A 23,673-nucleotide genomic window follows, 5' to 3' on the forward strand; every position below is an offset into this window, starting at 1 on the left:
GGCCACGTGAGTTACCGTGGGTCTCGCACGAGACAGTCACCAGCAGGCCGCGCCGGTAGTCTGGCGACGTATAGGTCAACCTCACAGCCCCGTCGCCGGCTCGAGTTCGTAGTCAGCTACCTCGGCTGCTTGCTCGCCAAAGTGCGGGAACTCGACTTCGAACGACCACTCCTCGCCCGAGGTGACGTCCTCATCGACGTGTTCGATGACCGTCTCGAGTTCCTCGCCCTCCGCGTCGAGGAACGTCGCCCGAATCTCGACGTAGTTCAGCGTCCGGTCGCCGACGTTCCTGACGACGGCCCAGACGAACACGCGTTCGTCCTCGGTGCCCGGATCGTCCCGCACCAGGTCGTCCCAGACGATTTCGATATCGCCGGGATCGGTGATATCCTCGCCGTTATCCTCGAAGAACTCCAGACAGCCGGCTATGCCGACTGAGGCGACCGCGCTCGCAGCCGCGAGGACCGACCGGCGATGCATCTGCAGAGTGTAGACGAGGCTGAGTCTTCAGGGTTCGGGTAGGTGTCTCTTGTGCAACACCACTTCCCAAGAAGCGACTACCCGCTCGTAAGCCATCCCAGGTCGGAAGCTACACCATACTCGAAAGCGGACGGATTTTACACGTCCGGTGCCAACCCCCACCATCGTATGGAGTGTCGCCACTGCGCCTCGCCGCTCGAGAAACCCGGCGACTTCTGTCTAATCTGCCGGGAACAAAACACCGAGGCCGTCGTTCTCGAGGTTGCACGCGACCGGGTGACGCTCACAATGCTTGGCTCGGCGGACGATCCAGCACACACCAACTCGAGTTCGGGTTCGAGCTTGGGTTCGAGTCCGACTCCTGACAGCGAGCAGGATCAGGTACTCGGCGAAACGACGATCACGACCACGCCGGAAGACGGCGAGAACGAACCCGTCGAGTTGCGGAACTTCGCCGGGCTCGTTGGCGACGAAATCCGCCGCAAGCGCCCTGAGGAGGTCTACGCCGGCGGGGAGCGAGAGGTGATCCGTGCAATCCGAGCGGACGTTCATCACGACTTCTATCGCGTCGCGGACGAAGATCCAATCGAGGCCGTCCGCAAGCGACGCGGGACGCGCGCGCTCGACGTGGTCGAAACGCCGCCCGCAGAGAAGATCGGTGGCAGCCACTCGACGCTGATCGGCGGTCGCACCGGAATGCGCGCGATCCAGACCGTTGCCGGCCATCCCCACGTCAAGAAGGTCATTCCCGGTCCGATTGATGCCGGCGGCAAGGGCTCACAGTCGGGGCTTCGCGCGAAAGTCACCCGCGCCGACAACGGCGGCAACGTTCGCATGCTTCTACGGGACGGCTCGAGTGTCCAGGAGAATCGCGTCGTGACGACCGCCCGCGACCGAGAGATGGGTGAACGGATTCGAGCGGATCTGAACGACGTGCTTGCAGAAAGCGAGTTCCAGTAGCGTTCTAGCGCCGTCCAGTCCCGTTCGGCTTTGGTCCAGCGTTGTTTTTTCCAGGTGCGGCCGGGACAGGGCGTGAATTCGTAACAAATACTGTCACCAGCTGATGGAAGTGACACGCGCTGCTGCTTGTCCGTTCTTTATCCGGCCGGCTGTAATGAGATGTAATTAGCCATGTTCGAGCGCGCCGACGCGATCCTGGCAGCGATTCCGCTGCTCGCGGTGAGTGGACTCGCGCTTCGATCGCTCCTTGCCGCTACGGGCGTGGGAACGGGACTTTTCGCGGCACCGCTGGCAGCAGCAGGACCGTTCGCAGCGCTCGCGGTCGTCTTTCGGGAGCTACTCACCGGGCCTGTAGCAACACACGCAGCAGACGAATCCGACGAGTGAGCCGCGACAGCGACTGATTCTGTCACGACGAAAGCGACGGCGACGGGTGGGATGAACTGCCGCGCAGTGAGAATACCAACTCAACAGGTTTAAGAATCTACTGCGGATAGACAGCAGTACTATGGCCGATAAAGGACGAGTCGGCAGCGCGGGCCGCTTTGGCGCACGCTACGGCCGCGTTGCACGACGACGCGTTAGCGAGATCGAAGACGATATGCAGAACGCACAGGTAGACGGCGACGACGTTACTCGCGTCGGAACCGGCATCTGGAAGAACGAGGAAACCGGCGAAGTCTTCACCGGCGGTGCCTACCGCCCAGAGACCCCGGCCGGCCGCACGGTCCGACGCTCGATCCGCGCTGCGCTCGCCGAAGACGACGAGTAATCCGTCTAGCGAGGACGGCACTGAGAATCGAACGGACACACGACTGCGACGACACCCACTAACCCCACAACTCACTATGAGCTACAAGTGCTCCCGCTGCAAACGCGACGTGCAGCTCGACGAGTACGGCGGCGTCCGCTGTCCCTACTGCGGTCACCGCGTACTCCTGAAAGAACGCAGCCGCGACGTGAAGGAAGTCGACGTCAACTGACGGTTCGACGGCCAATCGTCGAGTGGCAACCGCTGTCCACCCGACTCACGAGCGCCGCTCTCGAAACCCGCAGCCGACACTGACCCGACGAGACGCGAGGACGAGACCAGCCTGTTTCACTTCTGTGCCAGCGTCCAGCCTCCAGCGTCTCGCCGTTCGAGACCGTGTCGCGACTGTTGCACTACTAACGCAAACACAGACAGCTGTATGAACACCCACGAAACCACACTCGAGTTCGAGTACGACCAGCCGTCGCGAGCGCGGATCGTTGCCGAGAGCGTCGCCCGCGAGATCGGCGAAATCGACGACGAGCGATCGCAGACGACGATCGAGCGCGAGGGAGCGGTCGTCACACTTCGAATCGAAGCGGCCGACGTGATCGCGCTTCGTGCGGCGGTGAACACCTGGCTGTCGCTGCTTGGGGTTGCAGAGCAGACGGCGGCGATCGGTGCGGCTGCTGTCGAGGGCTATAGTAGCCACTGAAAGTCAGTACACACCTGATCGCCAGACTGATCGATGATCAGTGTGTAAACCGTTTCAGTTGTTGCTATAACGGCCGATCCGATTGGCGATGTCCAGCGGCTCGACGTTCGCTACTCGGTGTTCAGGGTCCACTATTTTACCGGAACTCGTCGAACGTCACCTGTCTGTATGAGCTCCGACACCGATCGCGGCCAGCAGGTACTGCTCTCGGGAGGAACGATCGGATTCGGTTTCGGAGCCGTCGTCGACGTCGTGATCTTCCACCTCGTGTTCCAGACACATCATCTGTTCTCCGGCTTCTACGACCCCTACAGCTACGACGGCCTGCGGACGAACGTCATGTTCGATGGGCTATTCATCGCCGCGATGCTCGGCGTGATGGGGCTCGGATTTGCCTTCTTCTGGCGAACTGTCAACGGTGTCGACCAGCGGTTCTCGGCCCGGTACTTCCTCGGATCGATCATCGTCGGCATGGGCATCTTCAACGTCCTCGATGGGATTTTCAGCCACTACGTGCTCGATCTGCACAACGTCGTCCACGGCACCGAAGCGTGGAACCTCCCCTGGCTGGTCGTCAGCGTCGTCCTGCTCGCGGTCGGACTGCTCGTTCTCCGAAGCGCGGGCGGGTACCGCGCCACGTCCGGGCAGTAACTGCGCTCACAACTCCGGCAGCGACGCCGACAACACCACGCGCTCCGACCCAAACGCCGTCTCGTACCCCTCGTGGAGCGCCACCTGCGGCGGCACGTCGAGGGAGACCGCGAGTTCGTCCGCGGACTCGAGTACCACCTCCTCGAACTCCACCCTGTAATGGTGACCGCGGTCGGGGTCGATCGTTTCCTGCGTCTCGATGTCGGCGCTGTACTGTCCGTCCCCGTCAGAAACCGACTCAACGCTTATGCCAGCGAACGGGACGGGATACCGGTTGTATCGCGTTCGCACGCCGATTGCGAGTTGGATGTCTGCGGCTGCCCCCGAATCGGCCTGCGCCCCATCCGAGTCGTCGACACGATCGAGCGTCACGACGATATCGTCACCAGTTGCTGAGTAGGCGACCGCGTCTGCGGACGTAGACGTGGGCGTGGACGTGGACGTGGACAGCGACACAGGCTCCGGTGCGTGCCCCATAGACTCGAGTGCCCCGCGCTCACCCCGCCCCTCACCCTCGTCGAGGAGGGTGCGCTCGAGTGCGTCGATGGCCGCGGGATCGTACTCGAACTCGAGTGTGGTCGTCACCGGCTGGTCGAGTCGGTCTGCGAACTCGTCGGCGAGGGCTGCTGTCGGCGGGTCGATGCGAACTGTGGCCTCGTACGTGCCCTCGCCGGGGAGCGAGACGTTGTCGCCGTAGTGAAAGCCCATTCGTTGGGAGAGCATCGGCCAGAGGGTTCGCTGGTCGACTGTGTCGGTGTCGGCGTCAGTGTCGGTGTCGGCGTCGGTATCAGTGCCAGCGTCGCTCCCAGCAGTAGCAATTCGTGTCGTCACCGTCGTCGGCACCGCCACCCCCGACTCGGCGTCTCGCACCGCTGCCATCAGGTGCAGCGTGTGGTGTGACCGCAGGTCCGCTCGGGCACGCTCCGTACCCGCCACGGTCCAGAACGAGTGCGGGCGCATCGCCGAGAGAGTGAACTCGAGTCCCGACTCAGTCTCGGAGCCGTACTCGAGCATGGCGTCGATCTTCGGTGGGACGTAGATACCCGCTGGCGGGTCGACGACCAGTTCGCGCCAGGCATCCTCGCGTCGGAGCGTCTCGAAATCGAGACAGCCGGCGGTGAGCGCGGTCGGGAGCACCGAGAGCGTCCCGACGAGCGCACCGCCTGCGGCGAGTGCGTCACGGCGTCGCATTGGTGGATTCTCACCGTGGCTCCCGGTAGTTCTGCAGGCTGCACCAGCAACCCCCACACCGCGGCCGAACGCAAAGCTTGGCTTTATCAGTGCGGAGGGCGACGGTCGAGACATGCAAGGAAATCTGCCGCCGGAAGCACAGGAGAAAATCGAGCAGCTACAGGACCTTCAGGAGACCGCACAGCAGGTCGCCGTCCAGAAACAGGAGACCGAGTCGAGCCTCACCGAGGCCCAGACGGCCCAGAAGGAACTCGAGGACATCGACGAGGAGACGACCATGTACCGACAGGTCGGCGACCTTCTCGTTGAGACGGACTACGACACGGCCGAGGACGACCTCGACGAGCAGGTCGACTCGCTCGAACTCCGCCTCGAGACCCTCGAGAAGCAAGAAGAACGCGTCCAGGACCAGTTCGAGGGTCTGCAGGAGGAACTCGAGGAACTGCTCGGTGGCGCAGGCGGCGGCATGGGCGGCCCGGCCGGCCCAGGCGGCCCAGGTGCAGGCGGCGCATAATCGGCGATGTCGACCAGCGACTCGACCGACGAGCGAGCGGATGAGCCAACTGACGAGGAGGTCGTCCAGACGGCCGCCGAGGCCGCCGAGGGACTGATCTTCTCGCGATACAAGCAGTCTGCCGTGCGCGATATGGACGTCACGGTGTCGTTCGAGGACGGCGTCCTCGAGGTCGACGTCTATCTCAACGCGCCGGAACAGGACGACGGCACGGACCCGGACGAGGTCGCCGACGAAGCCGCGCGAACGGCGCGCGAGGCGGTCGACGACCTGTTCGGCGAGTAGCCGCCCGCGCTCGTTTTCTCCGCACCCACAGATTCGCCAACCAGTGCCGACAGTGGCCAGTAGTGAGCGACCAGCGACACCGCCACCCGAGGAGGGGGTCCCAGCCCCAACCCCAGCGAATCTACCAGCCCCGATCCGGCGCGATCACTTCGACCGGATGCGGCACCGTTCGATCCAGCAGCGTCTCGAGTTGGTCGCCACACGACGTCCCCGACGCGACGACCAGGTCAGTGCTGGCCGGCTCGAGTTCCGACGCCAGCCGATCGCCGACGTCCATACTGACCTCGTAGTACTCGCGCTTGTAGCCGAAGGAGCCCGCCATGCCACAGCACTCGACCGTCGAGGTTCGCGGGGCGTAGCCACAGCGTTCGAGCACGGCGACCGTCGGAGCTTCGAGGTCGAGCGTGCGTTGCTGGCAGTGAGAGTGGTAGGCGATCGGCTGGCCGTCGTCCCCGTTCTCGGTCCCGATTCTCTCCCCGCCACCGCCAGCCGTCGACAGCGCCGCCGGATTCGCACCGTTCTCGAGTAGTCCGAAGATGAACTCACAGATCTCGTAGCTATTGTCCCGCAGTCGTTCGAACGACCGTTCGGGGAGGAACCGTTCGTACTCGCGCTGGAACGCCGCGAGGTCGGAGGGTTCGATGACCACGACATCGCGACCGGCGTCCAGGTCCTCGGCGAGGGCGGCGTAGACCTTACTCGCCTGCGCGTCCGCCGTGGTGACCATCCCCTGGGAAAGCGGTGCGCGGCCGCTCTCGGGGAGGTCGGGAACCGAGACGGGAACACCGAGAGCTTCGAGCGTCCGCACGGCCGCCTTCCCGCGGTCGGTGTCGACGTAGTTGGTGTAGACGTCGGGGTAGAGGACGACCTCGCGGTCGAGCGCGTCTGTGGGTTCGTCGTGAGCCGCCCGACGACCGGCCGCTGCCCGCCGTTTCGACTCCTGTTCACCGCCGCGGGCGTCGAACCAGTCGACGAGTGGCTGCCGTTCGAACGAGGGCAACTCCCGGCGCTGGTCGATACCCAGCGTCCGCTCGAGCAGCGAGCGCACTGGTGCCGTCTCGCCGAGCCAGTTCGAGACCGGTGCCGTCGCACTACCGAGCTTTGCGACGGTACCAATGTTGCCGAAGAAGCGTTTGCCGAGGTCGAGTCCGCCGGATTCCTCGTCCGGCGTGAGTCCGTCGACGAGGAAGTCGTAGGCCTCCGGCTCCGCATCGCGGTTGACGCGGTCCCTGACGACGGTGTTGATCCACGGGATGTCGATCTTCACCGGGCAGGCGTCGACACAGCGCGTACAGCCGGTACAGAGGTCGTTGAACTCGGCGGCGGAGTCCTGGCCGTGAACGCCGGCCTCCCAGCCCGTCGCGATGCCGCCGGAGTAGGTTTCCCCGCCGAAGCCGTGACCGCCGACGGCCTGGAAGTTCGCACACGAGTTCGAACACGCGCCACAGCGGATGCAGTACAGCGTCTCCCGAAGCTGGTCGTCCGCGCGCATCTCGGTGCGGCCGTTGTCGAGCAGCACGAGGTGGAACTCGCGGTCGGTGGAGCCGTTTGTCTCGGCGTCCGTGTTCGCGCCGATCGGCTCGTCCGGCTCGTCGAAGGTGAGCGTCGGCGACTCCGTCGGCGGCGAGAGCATCGTCACGTACTGGGAGATTTCCTGCCCCGTCGCGCTCTTCGCGATCAGGTCGACGAACGGCTCGAGGTCCCGAATCGACGGGATGAGCTTCTCGACGCCGGCGATTGCGACGTGCGTATCTGGCGTCACGGCGCACTTGCGGGCGTTGCCCTCGTTCGTGACGAGCGTGATCGTCCCGCTCTCAGCGACGACGAAGTTCGCGCCCGTAATCCCCACGTCTGCCTCGCGGATGCGCTCGCCGAGGTGGTCGCGAGCGAATCGGGTGAGTTCTTCTGCGGTCTCGAACTCCTCGTCGGGGTCAAACTGCTCCGTGAAGAGTTCGGCAATCTCCTCACGCGTCAGGTGCATCGCCGGGCCGACGATGTGCGAGGGCGTGTCGTCTGCAACCTGGAGGACCCACTCGCCGAGGTCGGTTTCGGTGACCTCGATCCCCTCGGACTCGAGTGCATCGTTGAGGTCGAGTTCCTCGGTGGTCATGGACTTGGATTTGACGACGGACGGGCGGCCGCTGGCGCTCTCGGCTGCGGTGCTGGTCGCGGCCCGGTCGTCGACCACGTCGGCCACGTAGGCGTTCGCGTCGGCCGCGTCCTCCGCGACGTAGACCGTCCCGCCGTTGGCTTCGACCGCCTCGCGAACGGTCTCGATGAGGGCTGGGAGGCGGTCGATGGCGTCCTCCTTGATTGCGCGCGCCTCCGATCGCAGCGCCTCGAGATCGTCAGTTTCGTCGAACACCTCGTGGCGCTGGAGGTTGGAAACGCTCGTGTGGGCGTGGATCGCATCGCCCTCCGTCTCGAGTAGCTGTCGAAGATGGGCGGCGGTCTCGGCGCGCGAGTTGGATGGTGTGTGGCTGGCGGTGCCCCCACCCCCACCCCCTTCCGACTGGCCGGATGCGTGGCTTCGCTCTGCCATCTTACCGGTCCTCCAGCACGACGACGGTTACTTCACCGGGACCGTGGACGCCGTGAACGAGGTCGCCCATGTCGGCGGTCGCGCTCCGGCCCGTGGCGAAGACGATGCTGTCGCCGCCCGCCGCGAACCGATCCGCGAGGCGGTCGAACCCGCCCGTGAGGTCGGGGACGATGTCGCTCGCCGCGACGACGGCGATGTGGTGTTCCGGATAGACGCTGATCGGTTCGTCGCCGGCCGCTCGGGATTCGATTGCGACGGTGCCGTACTCCGCAATCGCAAAGGTCGCCGGCGTGATCCCGGTCTGTGCGTCGGCGAGAGTAGCAGCCGTCGGCTCGGTCGTGACGGACTCCGGAATGGAGACGCCCTCGAACGGGAGTTTCACACCGATAGCCGGCTCCGTGAGCAGCGCCGCGAGTCGCTCGCTCGCGTCGGCCGCGGACACACGCTCCAGGCTGACCTCGAGTTCCTCGAGTGCGTGTTCCAACTGGCCGACAGCGTCAGTGTCGGTGTCGGTTGACATTAGCACTCACATTCGGGCGCGCGCCCAATAGCGTGGCGGTCGTGCCAATCGACGGGACAAACGTTGGATCGGGTTCAACAGTCTGGTCGCTCACACAACCGTGTCGGACGGGACAACGGGGGGACCGGTTGCAGAGTGTATGGAGAGAAAAATCAGTATAGAGAACGCTCAGTATCGAGACGAGCCGCGAGTGAGACAGTGTCGACTCGATTGTGACGGCGGAGAGCGCCGATGCAGTGCAGTGGTATTCAGTTCGCTTCGCAGATATCTCGGAAGTTCTCGAAGATCACGTCGCCTTCCTCGGTGTGGGCGACTTCGGGGTGCCACTGGACGCCGTAGAGGTCGCGGTCGGTGTCGCTCATGGCTTCGATGCCGCAGACGTCACTTGTCGCGGTTCGCTCGAATCCGTCGGGGAGTTCGACGACTTCGTCTGCATGGCTCGCCCAGACGCGCGTTTCGGGGTGGAGACTACCGGTGAGCGGATCGTCCTCGTCGGTCAGTTCGACCGTTACGTCCGCGTAGCCGCCGTACTCGCCGCTGTCGACGCGGCCGCCAAGTTCCTCGGCGATGAGTTGCATGCCGAGACAGATTCCGAGGACGGGAACGTCGGCCTCGAGGTACGCCGGGGACTGCCCGATCCGGTCCATGTCCGGGCCACCCGAGAGGACGACGCCGTCTGCGTCGACCTCCTCGGGCGGCGTGTCGTTGTCGATCAACTCGGCCTCCACGCCGAGGTCGCGAAGCGCTCGGTGTTCTAGGTGCGTGAACTGTCCGTGGTTGTCCACCACGACGATCTTCGTCATTGCCGGTATCTAGCCAACGAACCGGTAAAAACGGACCGGAAGCGATTCTCGGTGGGCCGCTCGTCGTTCACCCTGCTGCCCGACACAGGTCTCCGGTCTCGTTCGACACACGTCACCCGTATCGTCCGACACGGGGACAGGACTTCGGCCTCGCCGACACTCGTCTCCGGTACGTTTATACTCTCATCACCGAACGGTAGGAATATGGCAGTCGATCTCTCCGAGTTTAACCATCCGTCCTGGATCACCGCGGTCGGCACCGGCATCGGCTATCTGTTGATCCTCGCGGTGTTGACCGTGGCGCTGTTCATCGTGCCGTGGCTCATCTTCGCCGCGCTGTAATCGACACAACACGTTCTTTCGGTTCGATTCTGACGAGTCGGCATCCGTTTTCGCAACCCTACAACGCTATCTCACGCACAGACCCGTGTCACGATAGCGTTGGGACTCGAGTAGGAGTGGTCGATTACTGAAGTGCCGCTCTGCGGTCAGAAAGAACCGAACGCCGATCGCATCGAACCGGACAACTGCGGACGACCGATCGAACGAGGCGCGTCGATCAGGCGAACGTCTTCGAGACCTCTTCGGTCTCGTCGGATTCGGCCTGCACTTTTTCCCACGCGCCGAGGAAGTCTTCCATCTGAATCTCGGTGCGCTCGTCGCGGATAGCGAACATCCCGGCTTCGGTACAGATCGCCTTGACGTCAGCACCGGAGGCCTCCTCGGCCTCGGCGGCCAGTTCGGCAAAGTCGACGTCGTCGGCGACGTTCATGCCGCGAGTGTGAATCTCGAAGATGATCTCGCGACCCTCCTGGTTCGGCTTTGGAACCTCGATGAGACGGTCGAAGCGACCGGGGCGAAGAATCGCACGGTCTAACATGTCGAAGCGGTTGGTAGCGGCGATGATGCGGATCTCGCCGCGGTCTTCGAAGCCGTCCATTTCGCTCAGGAGTTGCATCATCGTCCGCTGGACCTCGGCGTCGCCGGAGGTCTTCGACTCCGTCCGCTTGGCCGCGATGGCGTCAATTTCGTCGATGAAGATGACGGCTGGCTCGTGCTCGCGGGCGACCTTGAACAGATCACGAACCAGCTTCGCACCCTCACCGATGAACTTGTGGACCAGTTCGGAGCCGGCCATCTTGATGAAGGTGGCGTTGGTCTGGTTGGCGACGGCCTTCGCGAGCATCGTCTTCCCCGTGCCCGGCGGACCGTACAGCAGAACCCCACTCGGCGGGTCGATGCCGACATCGTCGAACATCTCTGGCTTCTCGAGTGGCATCTCGACGGTCTCGCGAACCTCTTGCATCTGCTCTTCGAGGCCGCCGATGTCCTCGTAGCTGACCTCAGGACTCTCGGTGACTTCCATCACGCGGGCCCGGACGTCCGTCTCGCTAGAGAGCGTCTTGACGATAGAGAGAGAGTTGTTGACGGCGACCCGGGCGTCGGGTTCGATCTCCTCGCGCATCTCGTCGGTGACTTCGGTCAGCGCTTCCTGGTTGTTCCCGTGCTGTTTGATGATGACGCCCTCGTCGGTCATTTCCTGGACGGTGGCGACGAACAGCGGGGACTGCTTTAGCTTCTTGTTCTCGTGCGTGAGCCGCTCGAGCTTCTGCTGGTACTTGTTGTTCTCGGCGTTCGCATCGAGGAGCTTGTCTCGCATCTCCTCGTTTTGCGACTCGAGGATCTCCAGCTTGTCCTCGAGCGCCTGAATTTTCTCCTGTTGGGACGCCTCGTCCTCGTCATATGGGAGGTCGACGTCGTCCACAGTGTCAGTCATCACCCGACCTTTGGGTGTTGGCTCATAAGAGGCTTCGGGTCAACCACCCAGCCTGCAACCGCCGGAACCGACAGAGTCACCCGTTTGCGCCCGGCCTGAAGCAATTCGACTAACGTCTAAATCAGCCGCTCGCCACTCGATAGTCCGTTCTGGTTGACTGTCACGAAAACAGTGACTGTCCTTCATATAACCATCATGCATTATACGAAACAGAAAATATTATCACCTCGTATTTGCTAAGGGGTATACGATGAGCGCGTCAGAAACATTTCGACAGGAGTCCGAACAGGAACGAGGTAGTTGGGATGACGTCCGAGAGCTCCCACCAAGCGCGAAGCTAGTCGCGAAGGTACTCGAGTACAACGATACGATGACACAGCAACAGATTGCAGACGAGACGCTGCTGCCGGCGCGGACGGTTCGGTACGCACTGAACCGCCTCGACGAGGAGAACGTCGTCGACTCGCGGTTTTCGTTCTCGGACGCTCGCAAGCGTCTCTACAGTCTCGATATCGACGCCTAAGGTCGCGGATTCAGAGCCACTCTCGACAGCGGTCGTGCGAAGATTCGGGCACGGGAATTGGGGAAACGACTGTTCTCTCGCTGCGCTTCTCTAGAGTGGCATCTCTGCGGACCGGTCACAGCGGACCGATCAGCCAAGACTACTTTCGCTCCGGTCGCGGAACCACTTTAGGGCCACCAGTCTAACGACGGGACAATGACACGGGTGATACACACGGGCGACACCCACCTTGGGTACCAGCAGTACAACTCGCCCATCCGCCGACGAGATTTCCTCGAGGCGTTTCGCACCGTCGCCGAGGACGCGGTTTCAGCGGACGTCGACGCCGTGATCCACGCCGGCGACCTCTTTCACGACCGCCGGCCCGGACTGGTCGACCTCCAGGGAACGATCGACGTCCTCCGAACGCTCGCGGACGCTGACATCCCCTTCCTCGCCGTCGTCGGCAACCACGAGGGCAAACGCGACGCCCAGTGGCTCGACCTCTTCGCCGACATCGGCCTCGCAACGCGACTCGGCCCCGGCCCCGAAGTCGTCGACGACGTTGCCTTCTACGGCCAGGACTTCGTCCCGCGCTCGCGACGCGAGGGACTCGAGTACGAGTTCGAGCCAGTCCCGGACGCCGCGAGCCACGCGGCGCTGGTGAGCCACGGATTGTTCGAGCCGTTCGCCCACGCCGACTGGGATACGGAACGGATGCTCGAGGAGGCCACAGTCGACTTCGACGCCGTCCTCCTCGGGGACAACCACAAGCCGGACACCGCCGAGGTGTGCGACACCTGGGTGACCTACTGTGGGTCGACCGAGCGCGCGAGTGCGAGCGAACGGGAGGCGCGAGGGTACAATCTGGTCGAGTTCGAGTCCGCGGCCGACGGTAGTGCGGCCGCGAGCGAGGGGGCCAGCGGTGATGGGGTCGCTATCACCCGCCGCTCGCTCACCGACACCCGCGACTTCGTCTTCGTCGACGTGGAACTCGAAGAGGAAGAGGGAATCGATCGCGTTCAGGAGCGTGTCCGCCAGCACGACGTCGAAAACGCCGTCGTCATCGTTACCGTCGAGGGCGATGGTCGCCCGATCACCCCCGCCGCTGTCGAGGAACTCGCACTCGACCGCGGCGCACTCGTCGCCCGGATGAACGATCGGCGCGACATCCCCGACGAGGCCGAGGAGGTCTCGGTGAGCTTCGCCGACCCAGACGCGGCCGTCCAGGATCGAATCCGTGACCTCGGACTCAGCGACGCCGCACGAAGTATCGACGAGACGGTCCGGAACGACGACCTGCCGGATTCGAACGTTCGGGAGTCAGTCGAGCGCCGCGTCCGGGACCTACTCGAGGACGACCGGTCCGCGTTCGAGCCGGCACCGGAGCGCACGCCGGCAGACGAGGACGTGACGACGGTTGCGGATCAGCTCTCGGCGGCCGACGCTGGCTCCGGTACCGACGGCACCGAAACGCTAGCAGCTGCCGAAGCCGACGATGAGCCCGCGACAGATCCCGAGCGTGACACAGCGGGCGAGGCGGAGTCAGAAACGGAGCCGGACCAGGACGCCGACCACGCCTCACTGGGTGATTTCGCATGAGAGTCGACCGCGTCCGCATGCTGAACTTCAAGTGCTACGGCGACGCCGACCTCACCTTAGAGCGCGGCGTCACCGTCGTCCACGGCGTCAACGGCAGCGGGAAGTCGACGCTGCTCGAGGCCGTTTTCTTCGCGCTCTACGGCTCGAAGGCGCTCGACGACCGCACACTCGACGACGTGATCACGACCGGCGAGGACGAGGCGGAGGTCGAACTCTGGTTCACCCACGACAACCGCGACTACCACGTCGAACGCCACCTCAAACTGCGCGGCGACCGCGCGACGACGACCAAGTGCGTCCTCGAGACACCCGCGGACACCATCGAAGGCGCTCGCGACGTGCGCAAGACGGTCACCGAACTCCTGCGAATGGACGCCGAGGCGTTCGTCAACTGCGCGTACGTCCGCCAGGGCGAGGTCAACAAACTCATCCACGCCTCGCCGAGCGAGCGTCAGGACATGATCGACGACCTGCTCCAGCTGGGGGCACTCGAGGAGTATCGCGAGCGCGCGAGCGAGGCACGGCTCGGCGTCAAGTCCGTCCTCGACGGCCAGCGGGAAGTCCTCGATGACGTTCGCTCACAGGTCGAGCAAAAAGAGGAGCAAGACCTCCACGAGACGCTGAATGCACTCGAGGAAGAGCGCGACGAGCTCACCGAACAGATCGACCACTACGAGGCCCAGCGCGACCAGGCCGTCGAGACCCTCGAGACGGCCCAGGAGGTGCTCGAGCGCCACGAGGAGACCCGCGAGGAGATCGAGACGCTCGGCGAGGAGATCGAGGAGTTGCAGTCGAAGATCAACGAAACCGAGCGCGACCGCGAGGACGCCAAAGACGAGATTCGTGAGCGGAAAGCAGAGCGCGAAGAACTCGCCGATGAACGCGACGAGTTGCTCGCCGATCTCGACCGTGAGGTTGACCCCGCCGCAGCGGACGGAGCCGAGACGAGCGTTGACTATCACATCGACGACCTCGAAGAGCGAGACGAGGAACTCCAGGACGACCTCGCGGACGTTCGCGTCTCGATCCAGACGAAAACGGAGACCGCCGACCGGCTCCGCGAGGAGGCCGACGATCTCGAGACGCGGGCCGACGAAGCGCGCACGGCCGCCGACGAAATCGAGGCCGAACTCGAGACGACCGAGTCAGAAATCGACGAGCGTGCGGAGAAGCTCGCGGAACTCGAAGACAAGATCGAGGGGCTTCGAGGGCAGTTCGCTGGCGGAGATACAGACGAAGACGAAGACACAGCGGACGACCTGACCGTCGCGTTCGGCGAGGCCGAAACACGGCTCGCGGAACTCGAGTCCGACCGCGAGGACATCGTCGCCGAGCGCAACGATCTCACTGCCGATCTCAGAACCGTCGAAAACGCCATCGAGGAGGGTGAAGCACTGCTCGAGGAGGGCAAGTGTCCGGAGTGTGGCCAGTCCGTCGAGGACTCGCCACACGTCGACGTCCTCGCCGAGAAGCGCGAGGAAGCCGAGGAACTCGAGTCCGAGCGAGAGACACTCGCAGCCGAGATCGAGGCGATCGACGACCGAATCGAGCAAGTCGAGGACCTGCGGGAGGCCGAACGCCGCGTCGAACGGCTCGCAGACAACCGCGACAACGTCGAACAACTGCTGAGTCAGAAGCGCGAGACCATCGCCGACCGGCGTGAGCAGTGTAGTGACCTGCGCGAGGAAGCCGAGGAACTCGAGTCCGAAGCCGAATCGAAACGGGAGAAGGCGACGGAACTCGAGTCCGAAGTTGAGGAGGTTCGCGTCGAACTCGGCGAGATCAACGGCGAGCGCAGCGCGATCAAGGAGACGTTGCAGTCACTACGACGAGTCCGCGAAATCGCCGACGAGCGTGCTGAACTTGACCGGCAGATCGAGACCCGCCGCGAGCGCCGTGCCGACTGGCAGGAGATGAACGAGGAGCGCCGCGAGACGCTGTCGGCAAAGCGCGAGCGCAAGCGCGAACTCGAGGGTGAGTTCGACGACTCCCGCGTCGAGGCTGCCCGCGAGGACCGCCAGAACGCCGAGACATACATCGAACAGGTCGAGGAGAAACTCGACGAACTCGAGACACAGCGCGACGACGTGCAGGGGAAAATCGGCGGCGTCGAGGAGAAACTCGGCGAACTCGAGCGCCTGCGCGATCGACTCGACGCAGTCGAGGAGAAGTGCGAGACACTCGAGTCGCTGTACGACGAGGCCGAGACGCTGCAGACGACCTACGGCGAGTTGCGCTCGGATCTGCGCCAGCAGAACGTCGAGACCTTAGAGCGGCTGTTGAACGAGACGTTCGAACTGGTCTACCAGAACGACTCCTACGCGGCGATCGATCTGGACGGTGACTACCAGCTGACGGTGTACCAGAAGGACGGCGAGAGCCTCGATCCCGAGCAGCTCTCGGGAGGTGAGCGGGCGCTGTTCAACCTCAGCCTGCGGTGTGCGATCTACCGGCTGCTCGCGGAGGGCGTTGAGGGTGCCGCGCCGATGCCGCCGCTGATCCTCGACGAGCCGACGGTGTTTCTCGACTCCGGCCACGTGACCCAACTCGTCTCGCTAGTCGAGTCGATGCGCGATCTGGGCGTCGAACAGATCGTCGTCGTCAGCCACGATCAGGAACTCGTCGGCGCGGCGGACTCGCTGGTTCGCGTCGAGAAGGATGCGACCTCGAACCGCTCGCGACTCGAACGCGGCGAGCCGCCGGAGGCGGCGCTGCTGGCGTCCGAGTAGGTGTCGAATCGGTTCAAAATCACTCGCGAACTCGTTGTAGTCGGCTTTCAGTTCGAAGGCAACGGTGCTGGTGGGTTGCTCCCCCAGCGATCACACTCAGTTCGACTCGAGTGTCCCCGTCGGTCCGGAGGGTGATGTCGAGGCTGAAGCGGAGGTGGAACCCGTCGGGGACGAGGAACTCGAGTCCGAGCGCTCGTCCGTATTCGTATTTGTATTTGTATCAGTATCAGTATCTGTATCAGGATCAGAAGCCGCAGCCGACTCGTCCAGATCGAACCGGATCGTCTCGAGTGCGGCTTCGCAGGTGTCGGTGAGTCGGTAGCCGCGCTCGCCGCCGACGTCGGTTTCGGCGAGCAGGTTGGCCCCAGTGAGGATGGTCAGCCGGCCGTGGAGATCGCTCTCACAGAGGGTGGTGCTGTCGAGGATTGTGCGGATGTCGAGTGGGCCCTCGTCTGCGAGGCTGATAAGCAGACTGAGGGTGGCTTCGTCGTGGACGGTCGTAAGCAGTGTCCGAACGGGACTGCTGACCGCCTGTGCGACCGGATCGAGTTCGTCGGCGGCGTCGACGGCGTCGAGTCGGTCGTTCTGGACGTAGCATTCGTCGCCGGTCTGTGGGTCACGAACGAGGCTCGCGTGCTCGGAGCGCTTGAGAAGCAGGTATCGTTTCCCAGTGTCGTCTTGGACGGTTGTCATAGTCGGTCAGAGTCGTCCGGTATCGGTCCTTCGGCGTCAGCCCCTGAAGTACTTTTGCCGGCGTCAGTATTGCCGGTCGATGTCGGTGTCGTCGTCTGATCCGCTGTGTTCGGCCTCGGTACTGGGCTTTTCGTCGGTTCGGGCCGAAATGTCGTCGTCGCGTTCGGCGGTATCGGCGGTATCGATACTCTTGTCTCCATCGGCATCCGCTCCGTTATCCTTCGTTCTGTCATCTTCCGCTCGGTCATCCGCCACTCCATCATCCGAACCGTCCATCTCACCCGAGTCCGGAACGGAAAACCCGTCCGTTCGGTTCTGAAACGACCAGTATCGGTAGTACGCAAATCCAAACAGAACAATGCCACCGACGACCAGCGCACCAGCCGTCTGTGAGACGCCCTCGAAGAACATGAACATGAGTCCGAGTGCGACGGCGAGTATGGCGGCGTTGAGAACGATCACGATCCCCCAAAACGCCTTCAGGAGTTCGGTCGGAACGTCCGACTCTTCCGTGGAGACCTCCGGGACGGACACCGAGCCAGCGCCACTCTCAGACTCGTGTTCGGATCTGAAATCCTCCATGAACGTCGACCCCGCATCCTCAGTCTCCACTCGCGGGATCGTCAGCGAGTCGGTACTCGAGTCCCGGTACGATTTTTCGGGGTTCCACTCGCCGGGTGCTGTCTCGTCGTCAGTGGTAGTAGTAGTAGTAGACTCGGACTGTGTCGTTGAATCTGAATCGGACGGAGAGACGGACCCGTGACTGGGACCGTGGTCAGTATCAGTGGCCGACGCGCCGACGGACTCGCGGTCGTCGTCTGCGTCGTCGGTACTGGTCCGATCAGTCGTCACAGGTGAGCAGAGCGCAACCAGACGCAAAAGGATTCGCGTTTCGGGTGCGGATTTCGGGTGCAGGTTTCAGGTGCGGGTTTTGGGTGTGAGTTTCGGGCGCAGGTTTCGAGTGCGAACGCTGCAGGACAACGTGCCGAGAGAGTGAAAGGTAGCAGTGTAGTCCGGACAAACAGTAAACAGTGGTGTCGCGAGAGTACGCCGGTCGTCGCTCAGACAACGTCTTCGAGAACCAGTGTCTGAGTGGTTTCGACCCACGCGAGCGGGTTCTGGGCGTCATAGAAGACGACGCCATCGTCCGTCTCGTAGGATTCGATCGTGGGGGCATCTACAGACTCACTACGATCCGTCGCGTCGTCAGGAGTGGTGGACATATCGTTCACCTGTCCACATGGTATGTGTTACCACATTAAATGTCTTTTTGCTCCTGCAATATCAGATCGGGAGACGGAATCGAGAGAGACCGACTCACAGCGATGCCGTGTCCGATTCCCGGAGCGGATTGCAGGGGTTTTTATTCACCGGCTACAAAGCCCGATACCATGACTGAGGCGGGCCAAACCGGACTCACGGAGTTTTCAGACGAGTCCGCACAGCGGCCGGACGAAGAGGCTGTCGCCGTCGCGGGCAACGGCGGGACCACCACGGCCGAGGTGATCGACGTCGTCGAGGAAACGCTGCCGGAACCCGAGGGTACGGCGGTCGACATCGCGGTAATGCAGGTCGACTACACCGTCGCTGGCTACGGCGACGAGGAGCGACCGATCATGCACGTCTTCGGGCGCACGCCAGAGAACGAACTCGAGCACGTGCAGGTCGTCGGCTTTCGACCGTACTTCTACGCACCGACGGAGACACTCGATCGCCCGCCAGAGGAGCAGTACGACCGGCTCACCGGCAGCGAGACGGAAGACGAGAACGGCGAGCCATACGAGAGTATCCGTGGCGAGAAGCTGACGAAAATCTTCGGCCAGACACCGCGCGACGTAGGTCAGATCCGTGACGACTTCGAGCACTACGAGGCCGACATCCTGTTCCCGAACCGGTTTCTCATCGACAAGGACGTTCAGAGCGGGATCAGCGTCCCCCAGCGCCGCGCTGAAGACGGCTCGCTCGTCGTCCCTCACACCGAGGTGGAAGCCGTCGACGTCGATGCCGACCCGCGGGTCCTGACGTTCGACATCGAGGTCGAGGACCGCCACGGCTTCCCAGAGGACGGCGAGGAGCCGATCGTCTGTCTGACGAGCCACGACTCCTACCGCGACGAGTACCTCATGTGGGTCTGTGCGGCCGACGAGGGCGATGGCGAGATTCCCGACGAAATAACCGATTACGAGCCGATCGAGGGCGATATCGACCACGAGATTCGCGCCTTCGACGAGGAGGAAGCGATGCTCGAGGCGTTCACCGACTACATTGCTGATCGAAATAAGGCCGACCCGGACATCATCACTGGTTGGAACTGCCTTCCAGCGGATAGCGATGTCCTCATGGCGGACGGAACCGAGAAAGAGATACAAGATATCGAGATCGGGGATTCGGTAGTCGGTTCCGACTCACAGCAAACAAGCGTTGCAGAAGTAACGAACAAGTGGGAAAGCGAGAAGGAGATTCGTGAATTTTCGTTAGCTGATGGAACATCTCTCCGATCGTCAGCTGATCATCGGATAATGGTCGGGGATGACGATGCTGTGGACTGGAAAGAAGGGAGCGAAATCGAATCTGGTGATTACGTACTCAAACCGCGGAGGCTCTCCGTCGACGAGACGGCCGCACCCACCCTTTCGGACCTCATTCCGGTAGAGAACCAACGATACGCCGACAAACAGACGGTCTCAAAATTTAAGACGGATCTCCCATACGGTGCCGTCAGTGAGTTGGCCGACCAGTTTGATGTCACAACCGGAACCTTACATCACCCTCACACGAGTGTCTGGACACCGAAACGCTGTCGAGATGCAGCGAGCCAGTACGACGTTCCCGTTCCAGATGGTGGCGTTGAATATCGGGGAACGGGTGTTGCTCTCGAACGAAAAATAACGCCTGAAGAGCTCTATTATGCTGGGCTGATCCTCACGGACGGATCGATGTCGACAGATGATGGCGTTCGGTTCTACAACACCCGAGAGGAACTCCATCGACAATTCCCCGGCGAGAACCATTTAGAACCGGACGGAAAGGGATGTTACAAACAGAACGTGCTGGACTATGCGACGATGTATGCCTTTCACGGACTCGGTATTCCGTTTGGGAATAAGAACGACGGTCCAGTCGATCTCTCGACGATTTACGAAATGCCGTCCGAATACATCGGTCGCTTCTTAGCGGGTGCTATCGATGGCGACGGAAATATTGCGCAAAGCGGGATCACAGTTGCTGCCGAGAACCGGTCGATCGGTAAGTGGTACGTGAAGCTATTCAAGCGCCTTGGGATCTACGCGCAGCAACGAGAGAACGTCGTTAGAATTCCCGATGCGAAACGCGACATCGATCGACTGAAGGACTGCGTTCTCCCGTATATGGGCCATTCCGAAAAGAAAGACGCCCTCACGGAATTCGAGGGCGGCAAAAGTGGTCAAACCGAGAACATCCCATACGCGTTGTTCGAAGCAGATGTCGGAACTGACGCAAAACGGATCGGTAACGACAAACATCGGCGCGGTATTAACCTCAAACGTCACGAAACACACTCTGAGGAGTGGGAAGAGTACGTCTTCGTTGAGGTAACGGACGTTTCGGTAACTGGCACTGAGACGACCTACGACATCGAAACGACGACGCACAACTTCATCGCTGAAGGGTGTCTGGTCCACAACTGCGATGATTTCGACGCACCATATCTCTTAGATCGGCTCGAGGAGCTCCAGGGCCCACACCACGACTACGATCTCGAGATCGACCAGCTCTCCCGGGTCGACGAAGTCTGGCGCAGCGGCTGGGGCGGTCCGGACATCAAGGGACGGGTCGTCTTCGACCTGCTCTATGGCTACCAGCGGATGGTCTTCTCGGAACTCGACTCCTACCGACTGGACGCCGTCGGCGAGTCCGAACTCGGCGTCGGCAAGGAGCGCTACGCCGGCGACATCGGCGACCTCTGGGAGGACGACCCCTACCAGCTACTCGCGTACAACCTCCGGGACGTGGAACTCTGTGTGGAACTCGATCGCCAGCAGTCGATCATCCCGTTCTGGGACGAGGTACGCTCGTTCGTCGGCTGCAAGCTAGAGGATGCACCCACGCCTGGCGACGCGGTGGACATGTACGTCCTCCACCAGGCCTACGGCGAGTTCGCGCTCCCCTCGAAGGGCCAGCAGGAGGCCGGCGAGGAGTACGAGGGCGGAGCCGTCTTCGAGCCGATTACGGGCGTCAAGGAGAACGTCACCGTGCTCGACCTGAAGTCGCTGTACCCGATGTGCATGACGACGATCAACGCGTCGCCGGAGACGAGGGTCGACCCCGACTCCTACGACGGGGAGACCTACGAGGCCCCCACGGGGACGCACTTCCGGAAGGAACCCGACGGCGTCAACCGGACGATGATCACCGAACTCCTCGCCGAACGCGAGGAGAAGAAGGCACTGCGAAACGAGCACGAACCCGGTACGCCCGAGTACGAGCAGTACGACCGCCAACAGGGCGCTGTGAAGGTGATTATGAACTGCTTCACGCCGGATACGGAGGTGCTGACTCCAGACGGCGTGCGCGATATTACTGATCTTGAGGTCGGCGACGAGGTGTATTCGCTTGATCCGGAGACTGAAGCGTTAGAGGTAAAGCCCGTCGTCGAAACCCACGCCTATCCAGAATACGACGGAGATCTGGTCGACATCGAGACTAGCAAAATCGATTTCCGTGTCACGCCGAACCATCGAATGCTCGTCCGCAAGAACGAAACGAACGGAATTACTGAAGACGAATACAGTTTCATCGAGGCCGGTGACCTTGATCGGGCAACGAACTACGAACTACCCCATGACTGGGACGGGCCAGACGGAAACGAACTCGATACAGTCGATCTGACGGAGCTGATCGACGGTGAGTACGAGGTGTGGGTTCGGCCGTCTGTTCACGGCCATACGTTCACCACAGAACTGGGCTGGAGACCACGTCGAGTGCCAAAAGCAGACGTTGGGAAAACTGGCTACGTCTTCACCGCGGAAGAATTCGAGGCACACCGAGAGTACATCGAAGAGGTGTGCGAGACGAGCTTCATTCATCGCGGCTCTGGACGGAAGTGGATTCCACGGACATACGATGGAGACGAGTTCCTTGACCTGCTCGCGTGGTTCGTGACGGAAGGGAACGTGTACACCTCTGAAGACAAGCAGTTCGGCGAGAATTTCCGCGGCTCTGCGACGACAGTGAAACTGGCGCAGGACAAACTGCCGATTGCCGACGGCGGTCTCGATCATCACGCGACGATCGGTGAACTGCTCGATGAGATGGGATTCGACTACTACGTCGACGATCGTTCCTACACGGTCACGTCGAAACTCCTCGGGAATATCCTAACATCGTGCTGCGGTGATGGAAGCTTCGAGAAACGAGTCCCTGAACTCGTCTTCGAGTGTAGTCACCGACAGAAACGCCGGTTCCTTGAGGTGCTTATCGACGGCGACGGTGACCGACAGACGAACTCCTGGCGGTACACGACATCGAGTAACCGTCTTCGGGACGATGTTCTTCGGCTTTGTGCACATCTCGGCCTAACAGCGAACTACAGCCGTGACAGCGGAACGTGGCGAATCTACGTGACTGAAGGATCAAAGAACACGCTTCGAATGCATCGAAGTTCGACCCAGAGTACTGCCGACAACGGAGTCTACTGCGTCACCGTCGAAGACAACCATACACTACTTGCGGGCCGAAACGGGAAGTTCCAATTCGTTGGCCAATCTCTCTACGGCGTATCGGGTTGGGAGCAGTTCCGCCTCTACGACAAGGAAGCGGCGTCCGCAATCACGGCTACCGGGCGCGAAGTGATCGAGTTCACCGAGACCGCTGCGAACGAACTCGACTACACGGTCGCCTACGGTGATACCGACTCCGTCATGCTCGAACTCGGACCTGATATCTCAAAAGACGAGGCCTTAGAGCAGTCGTTCGAAATTGAGGAGTACATCAACGATCGCTACGAAGACTTCGCGCGCGACGAGCTCAATGCTGAGTTCCATCGGTTCCAGATCGAGTTCGAGAAACTCTACCGGCGCTTCTTCCAGGCTGGCAAGAAGAAACGCTACGCCGGCCACATCACCTGGAAGGAGGGCAAGGACGTCGACACCATCGACATCGTCGGCTTCGAGTACCAGCGCTCGGACATCGCACCGATCACCAAAGAGGTCCAGCACAAGGTCATCGAGATGATCGTCAAAGAGGGTGACGTCGAGGGCGCAAAGGAGTACGTCAACGGCGTCATCGAGGACGTCCGAGAGGGCGACATCTCACTCGAGAACCTCGCCATTCCGGGCGGCATCGGCAAGCGCCTCGACAACTACGACACCGATACGGCACAGGTTCGCGGTGCGAAGTACGCGAACCGGCTGCTCGGCACCAACTTCCAGCGCGGCAGCAAGCCAAAACGGCTCTATCTCGACCGCGTCGGCCCCTCGTTCTTCGAGCGACTCGAGGAGGAAGAAGGACTCGATGCACGAACTGATCCGATCTATGGCGCGTTCAAGCGCGATCCGGACGTGATCTGTTTCGAGTACGACGACCAGATCCCGGCGGAGTTCGAAGTCGACTACGACACGATGTTAGAGAAGACGCTGAAGGGGCCGATCGAGCGGATTCTCGAGGCGCTTGGCGTCTCCTGGGAAGAGGTCAAGAGCGGCCAGGAGCAGACCGGACTGAGCAATTTCATGTGACCAGCGGTTCTGCCAGTACCCAACATACCTTTCTGCCTCGGTCTCTCTTCTAGAGACAGAGCTACCACACGTTCTACCTGTGTTTTGGAGGGCGTGAGAACGGGACTGCATGCGGTCACGGACAGAATAATTCTGAACGCGGAGCTTCCGGTTCCGGAAAATTATCTTTCGTGTTCGAAACCGAATGGGGCCAGAATACGAAACCGTTATCAGTCAGACGACCCACGATTCAGACGACAGAATAC

Annotated in this window: 22 protein-coding genes; 13 read left to right on the forward strand and 9 right to left on the reverse strand. The window is 62.1% G+C overall.

The genetic code is table 11. From position 1 onward, the window contains the following. Positions 1-81 precede the first annotated feature (81 nt). Complete coding sequence (locus C483_RS15130) at positions 82-480, reverse strand: FxLYD domain-containing protein (RefSeq protein WP_006654237.1); 399 nt, start codon at positions 478-480, stop codon at positions 82-84. Between the two features lie 168 nt (positions 481-648). Between C483_RS15130 and C483_RS15135 the strand changes: the two genes are divergently transcribed. The 6 genes from C483_RS15135 to C483_RS15160 all read left to right on the forward strand — a co-directional run bounded on the left by C483_RS15135 (position 649) and on the right by C483_RS15160 (position 3,557). After that, positions 649-1,440 (forward strand): DUF2103 domain-containing protein, encoded by a 792-nt coding sequence (locus tag C483_RS15135; RefSeq protein ID WP_006654238.1) that lies wholly within the window; start codon positions 649-651, stop codon positions 1,438-1,440. Positions 1,441-1,611: 171 nt separating this feature from the next. Beyond that, a complete protein-coding gene (locus C483_RS15140) occupies positions 1,612-1,827 on the forward strand; it encodes a hypothetical protein (protein ID WP_006654239.1) in 216 nt (71 codons plus the stop codon). A 121-nt stretch (positions 1,828-1,948) separates the two neighbouring features. Beyond that, entirely contained in the window at positions 1,949-2,212 is a 264-nt protein-coding gene (locus C483_RS15145; protein ID WP_006169064.1) for a hypothetical protein, read from the forward strand. A 76-nt stretch (positions 2,213-2,288) separates the two neighbouring features. Beyond that, complete coding sequence (locus C483_RS15150; RefSeq protein ID WP_004215399.1) at positions 2,289-2,423, forward strand: DNA-directed RNA polymerase subunit P; 135 nt, start codon at positions 2,289-2,291, stop codon at positions 2,421-2,423. A gap of 207 nt (positions 2,424-2,630) precedes the next feature. Next, the gene (locus C483_RS15155) at positions 2,631-2,906 is read left to right on the forward strand and encodes a KEOPS complex subunit Pcc1 (RefSeq protein ID WP_006654240.1); all 276 of its coding nucleotides are present in this window, start codon (positions 2,631-2,633) and stop codon (positions 2,904-2,906) included. A gap of 168 nt (positions 2,907-3,074) precedes the next feature. Then, positions 3,075-3,557: a DUF2243 domain-containing protein gene (locus tag C483_RS15160; RefSeq protein WP_006654241.1), complete on the forward strand. Its 483-nt coding sequence runs from the start codon at positions 3,075-3,077 to the stop codon at positions 3,555-3,557. Between the two features lie 6 nt (positions 3,558-3,563). Here the strand turns inward: C483_RS15160 and C483_RS15165 are convergent, their stop codons facing one another. Then, positions 3,564-4,748, reverse strand: coding sequence for an iron transporter (locus tag C483_RS15165; protein WP_006654242.1), 1,185 nt, complete (start codon positions 4,746-4,748; stop codon positions 3,564-3,566). A gap of 112 nt (positions 4,749-4,860) precedes the next feature. On the opposite strand from C483_RS15165, the gene C483_RS15170 reads away from it, so the two are divergent. Both C483_RS15170 and C483_RS15175 read left to right on the forward strand, forming a co-directional pair. Further along, a complete protein-coding gene (locus C483_RS15170) occupies positions 4,861-5,262 on the forward strand; it encodes a prefoldin subunit beta (protein WP_006169060.1) in 402 nt (133 codons plus the stop codon). A gap of 6 nt (positions 5,263-5,268) precedes the next feature. Continuing rightward, positions 5,269-5,547 carry a DUF3194 domain-containing protein gene (locus C483_RS15175; protein WP_006654243.1) on the forward strand — a complete coding sequence of 93 codons (279 nt, stop codon included), beginning with the start codon at positions 5,269-5,271 and terminating at the stop codon, positions 5,545-5,547. A gap of 121 nt (positions 5,548-5,668) precedes the next feature. Here C483_RS15175 and C483_RS15180 read toward each other — a convergent pair whose 3' ends face one another. From C483_RS15180 to C483_RS15190, 3 genes are all read right to left on the reverse strand, one after another. After that, positions 5,669-8,089, reverse strand: a complete 2,421-nt coding sequence (locus C483_RS15180; protein ID WP_006654244.1) for an LUD domain-containing protein — start codon at positions 8,087-8,089, stop codon at positions 5,669-5,671. Position 8,090: 1 nt separating this feature from the next. Next, positions 8,091-8,609, reverse strand: coding sequence for an LUD domain-containing protein (locus C483_RS15185; RefSeq protein WP_006654245.1), 519 nt, complete (start codon positions 8,607-8,609; stop codon positions 8,091-8,093). Positions 8,610-8,857: 248 nt separating this feature from the next. Then, a complete protein-coding gene (locus C483_RS15190; protein ID WP_006654246.1) occupies positions 8,858-9,412 on the reverse strand; it encodes a GMP synthase subunit A in 555 nt (184 codons plus the stop codon). Positions 9,413-9,616: 204 nt separating this feature from the next. Between C483_RS15190 and C483_RS20530 the strand changes: the two genes are divergently transcribed. Further along, the gene (locus C483_RS20530) at positions 9,617-9,754 is read left to right on the forward strand and encodes a hypothetical protein (protein WP_006654247.1); all 138 of its coding nucleotides are present in this window, start codon (positions 9,617-9,619) and stop codon (positions 9,752-9,754) included. Positions 9,755-9,971: 217 nt separating this feature from the next. On the opposite strand, the gene pan1 is transcribed toward C483_RS20530, so the two are convergent. Further along, positions 9,972-11,189 carry a proteasome-activating nucleotidase Pan1 gene (pan1, locus tag C483_RS15195; protein ID WP_006654248.1) on the reverse strand — a complete coding sequence of 406 codons (1,218 nt, stop codon included), beginning with the start codon at positions 11,187-11,189 and terminating at the stop codon, positions 9,972-9,974. 250 nt (positions 11,190-11,439) lie between these two features. On the opposite strand from pan1, the gene C483_RS15200 reads away from it, so the two are divergent. From C483_RS15200 to rad50, 3 genes are all read left to right on the forward strand, one after another. After that, positions 11,440-11,712 (forward strand): MarR family transcriptional regulator, encoded by a 273-nt coding sequence (locus C483_RS15200; protein ID WP_006654249.1) that lies wholly within the window; start codon positions 11,440-11,442, stop codon positions 11,710-11,712. Positions 11,713-11,907: 195 nt separating this feature from the next. Next, a complete protein-coding gene (gene mre11, locus C483_RS15205) occupies positions 11,908-13,293 on the forward strand; it encodes a DNA double-strand break repair protein Mre11 (RefSeq protein ID WP_006654250.1) in 1,386 nt (461 codons plus the stop codon). Further along, positions 13,290-16,022: a DNA double-strand break repair ATPase Rad50 gene (gene rad50 / locus C483_RS15210; protein ID WP_049912785.1), complete on the forward strand. Its 2,733-nt coding sequence runs from the start codon at positions 13,290-13,292 to the stop codon at positions 16,020-16,022. Before mre11 ends, rad50 begins: the two co-directional genes overlap by 4 nt. Positions 16,023-16,118: 96 nt before the next feature. On the opposite strand, the gene C483_RS15215 is transcribed toward rad50, so the two are convergent. From C483_RS15215 to C483_RS20535, 3 genes are all read right to left on the reverse strand, one after another. Beyond that, complete coding sequence (locus C483_RS15215) at positions 16,119-16,715, reverse strand: DUF7346 family protein (RefSeq protein WP_006654252.1); 597 nt, start codon at positions 16,713-16,715, stop codon at positions 16,119-16,121. Between the two features lie 63 nt (positions 16,716-16,778). Next, positions 16,779-17,567: a DUF7322 domain-containing protein gene (locus C483_RS15220; RefSeq protein ID WP_006654253.1), complete on the reverse strand. Its 789-nt coding sequence runs from the start codon at positions 17,565-17,567 to the stop codon at positions 16,779-16,781. A gap of 209 nt (positions 17,568-17,776) precedes the next feature. Further along, entirely contained in the window at positions 17,777-17,938 is a 162-nt protein-coding gene (locus C483_RS20535; RefSeq protein WP_006654254.1) for a DUF7331 family protein, read from the reverse strand. A gap of 168 nt (positions 17,939-18,106) precedes the next feature. Here C483_RS20535 and C483_RS15225 point away from each other — a divergent pair, with 168 nt between their 5' ends. Continuing rightward, positions 18,107-23,428 (forward strand): DNA polymerase domain-containing protein, encoded by a 5,322-nt coding sequence (locus C483_RS15225; RefSeq protein WP_006654255.1) that lies wholly within the window; start codon positions 18,107-18,109, stop codon positions 23,426-23,428. Positions 23,429-23,673 lie beyond the last annotated feature (245 nt).

It is taken from the genome of Natrialba hulunbeirensis JCM 10989, from assembly GCF_000337575.1.
In the GTDB taxonomy this organism is placed as follows: Archaea; Halobacteriota; Halobacteria; order Halobacteriales; family Natrialbaceae; genus Natrialba; species Natrialba hulunbeirensis.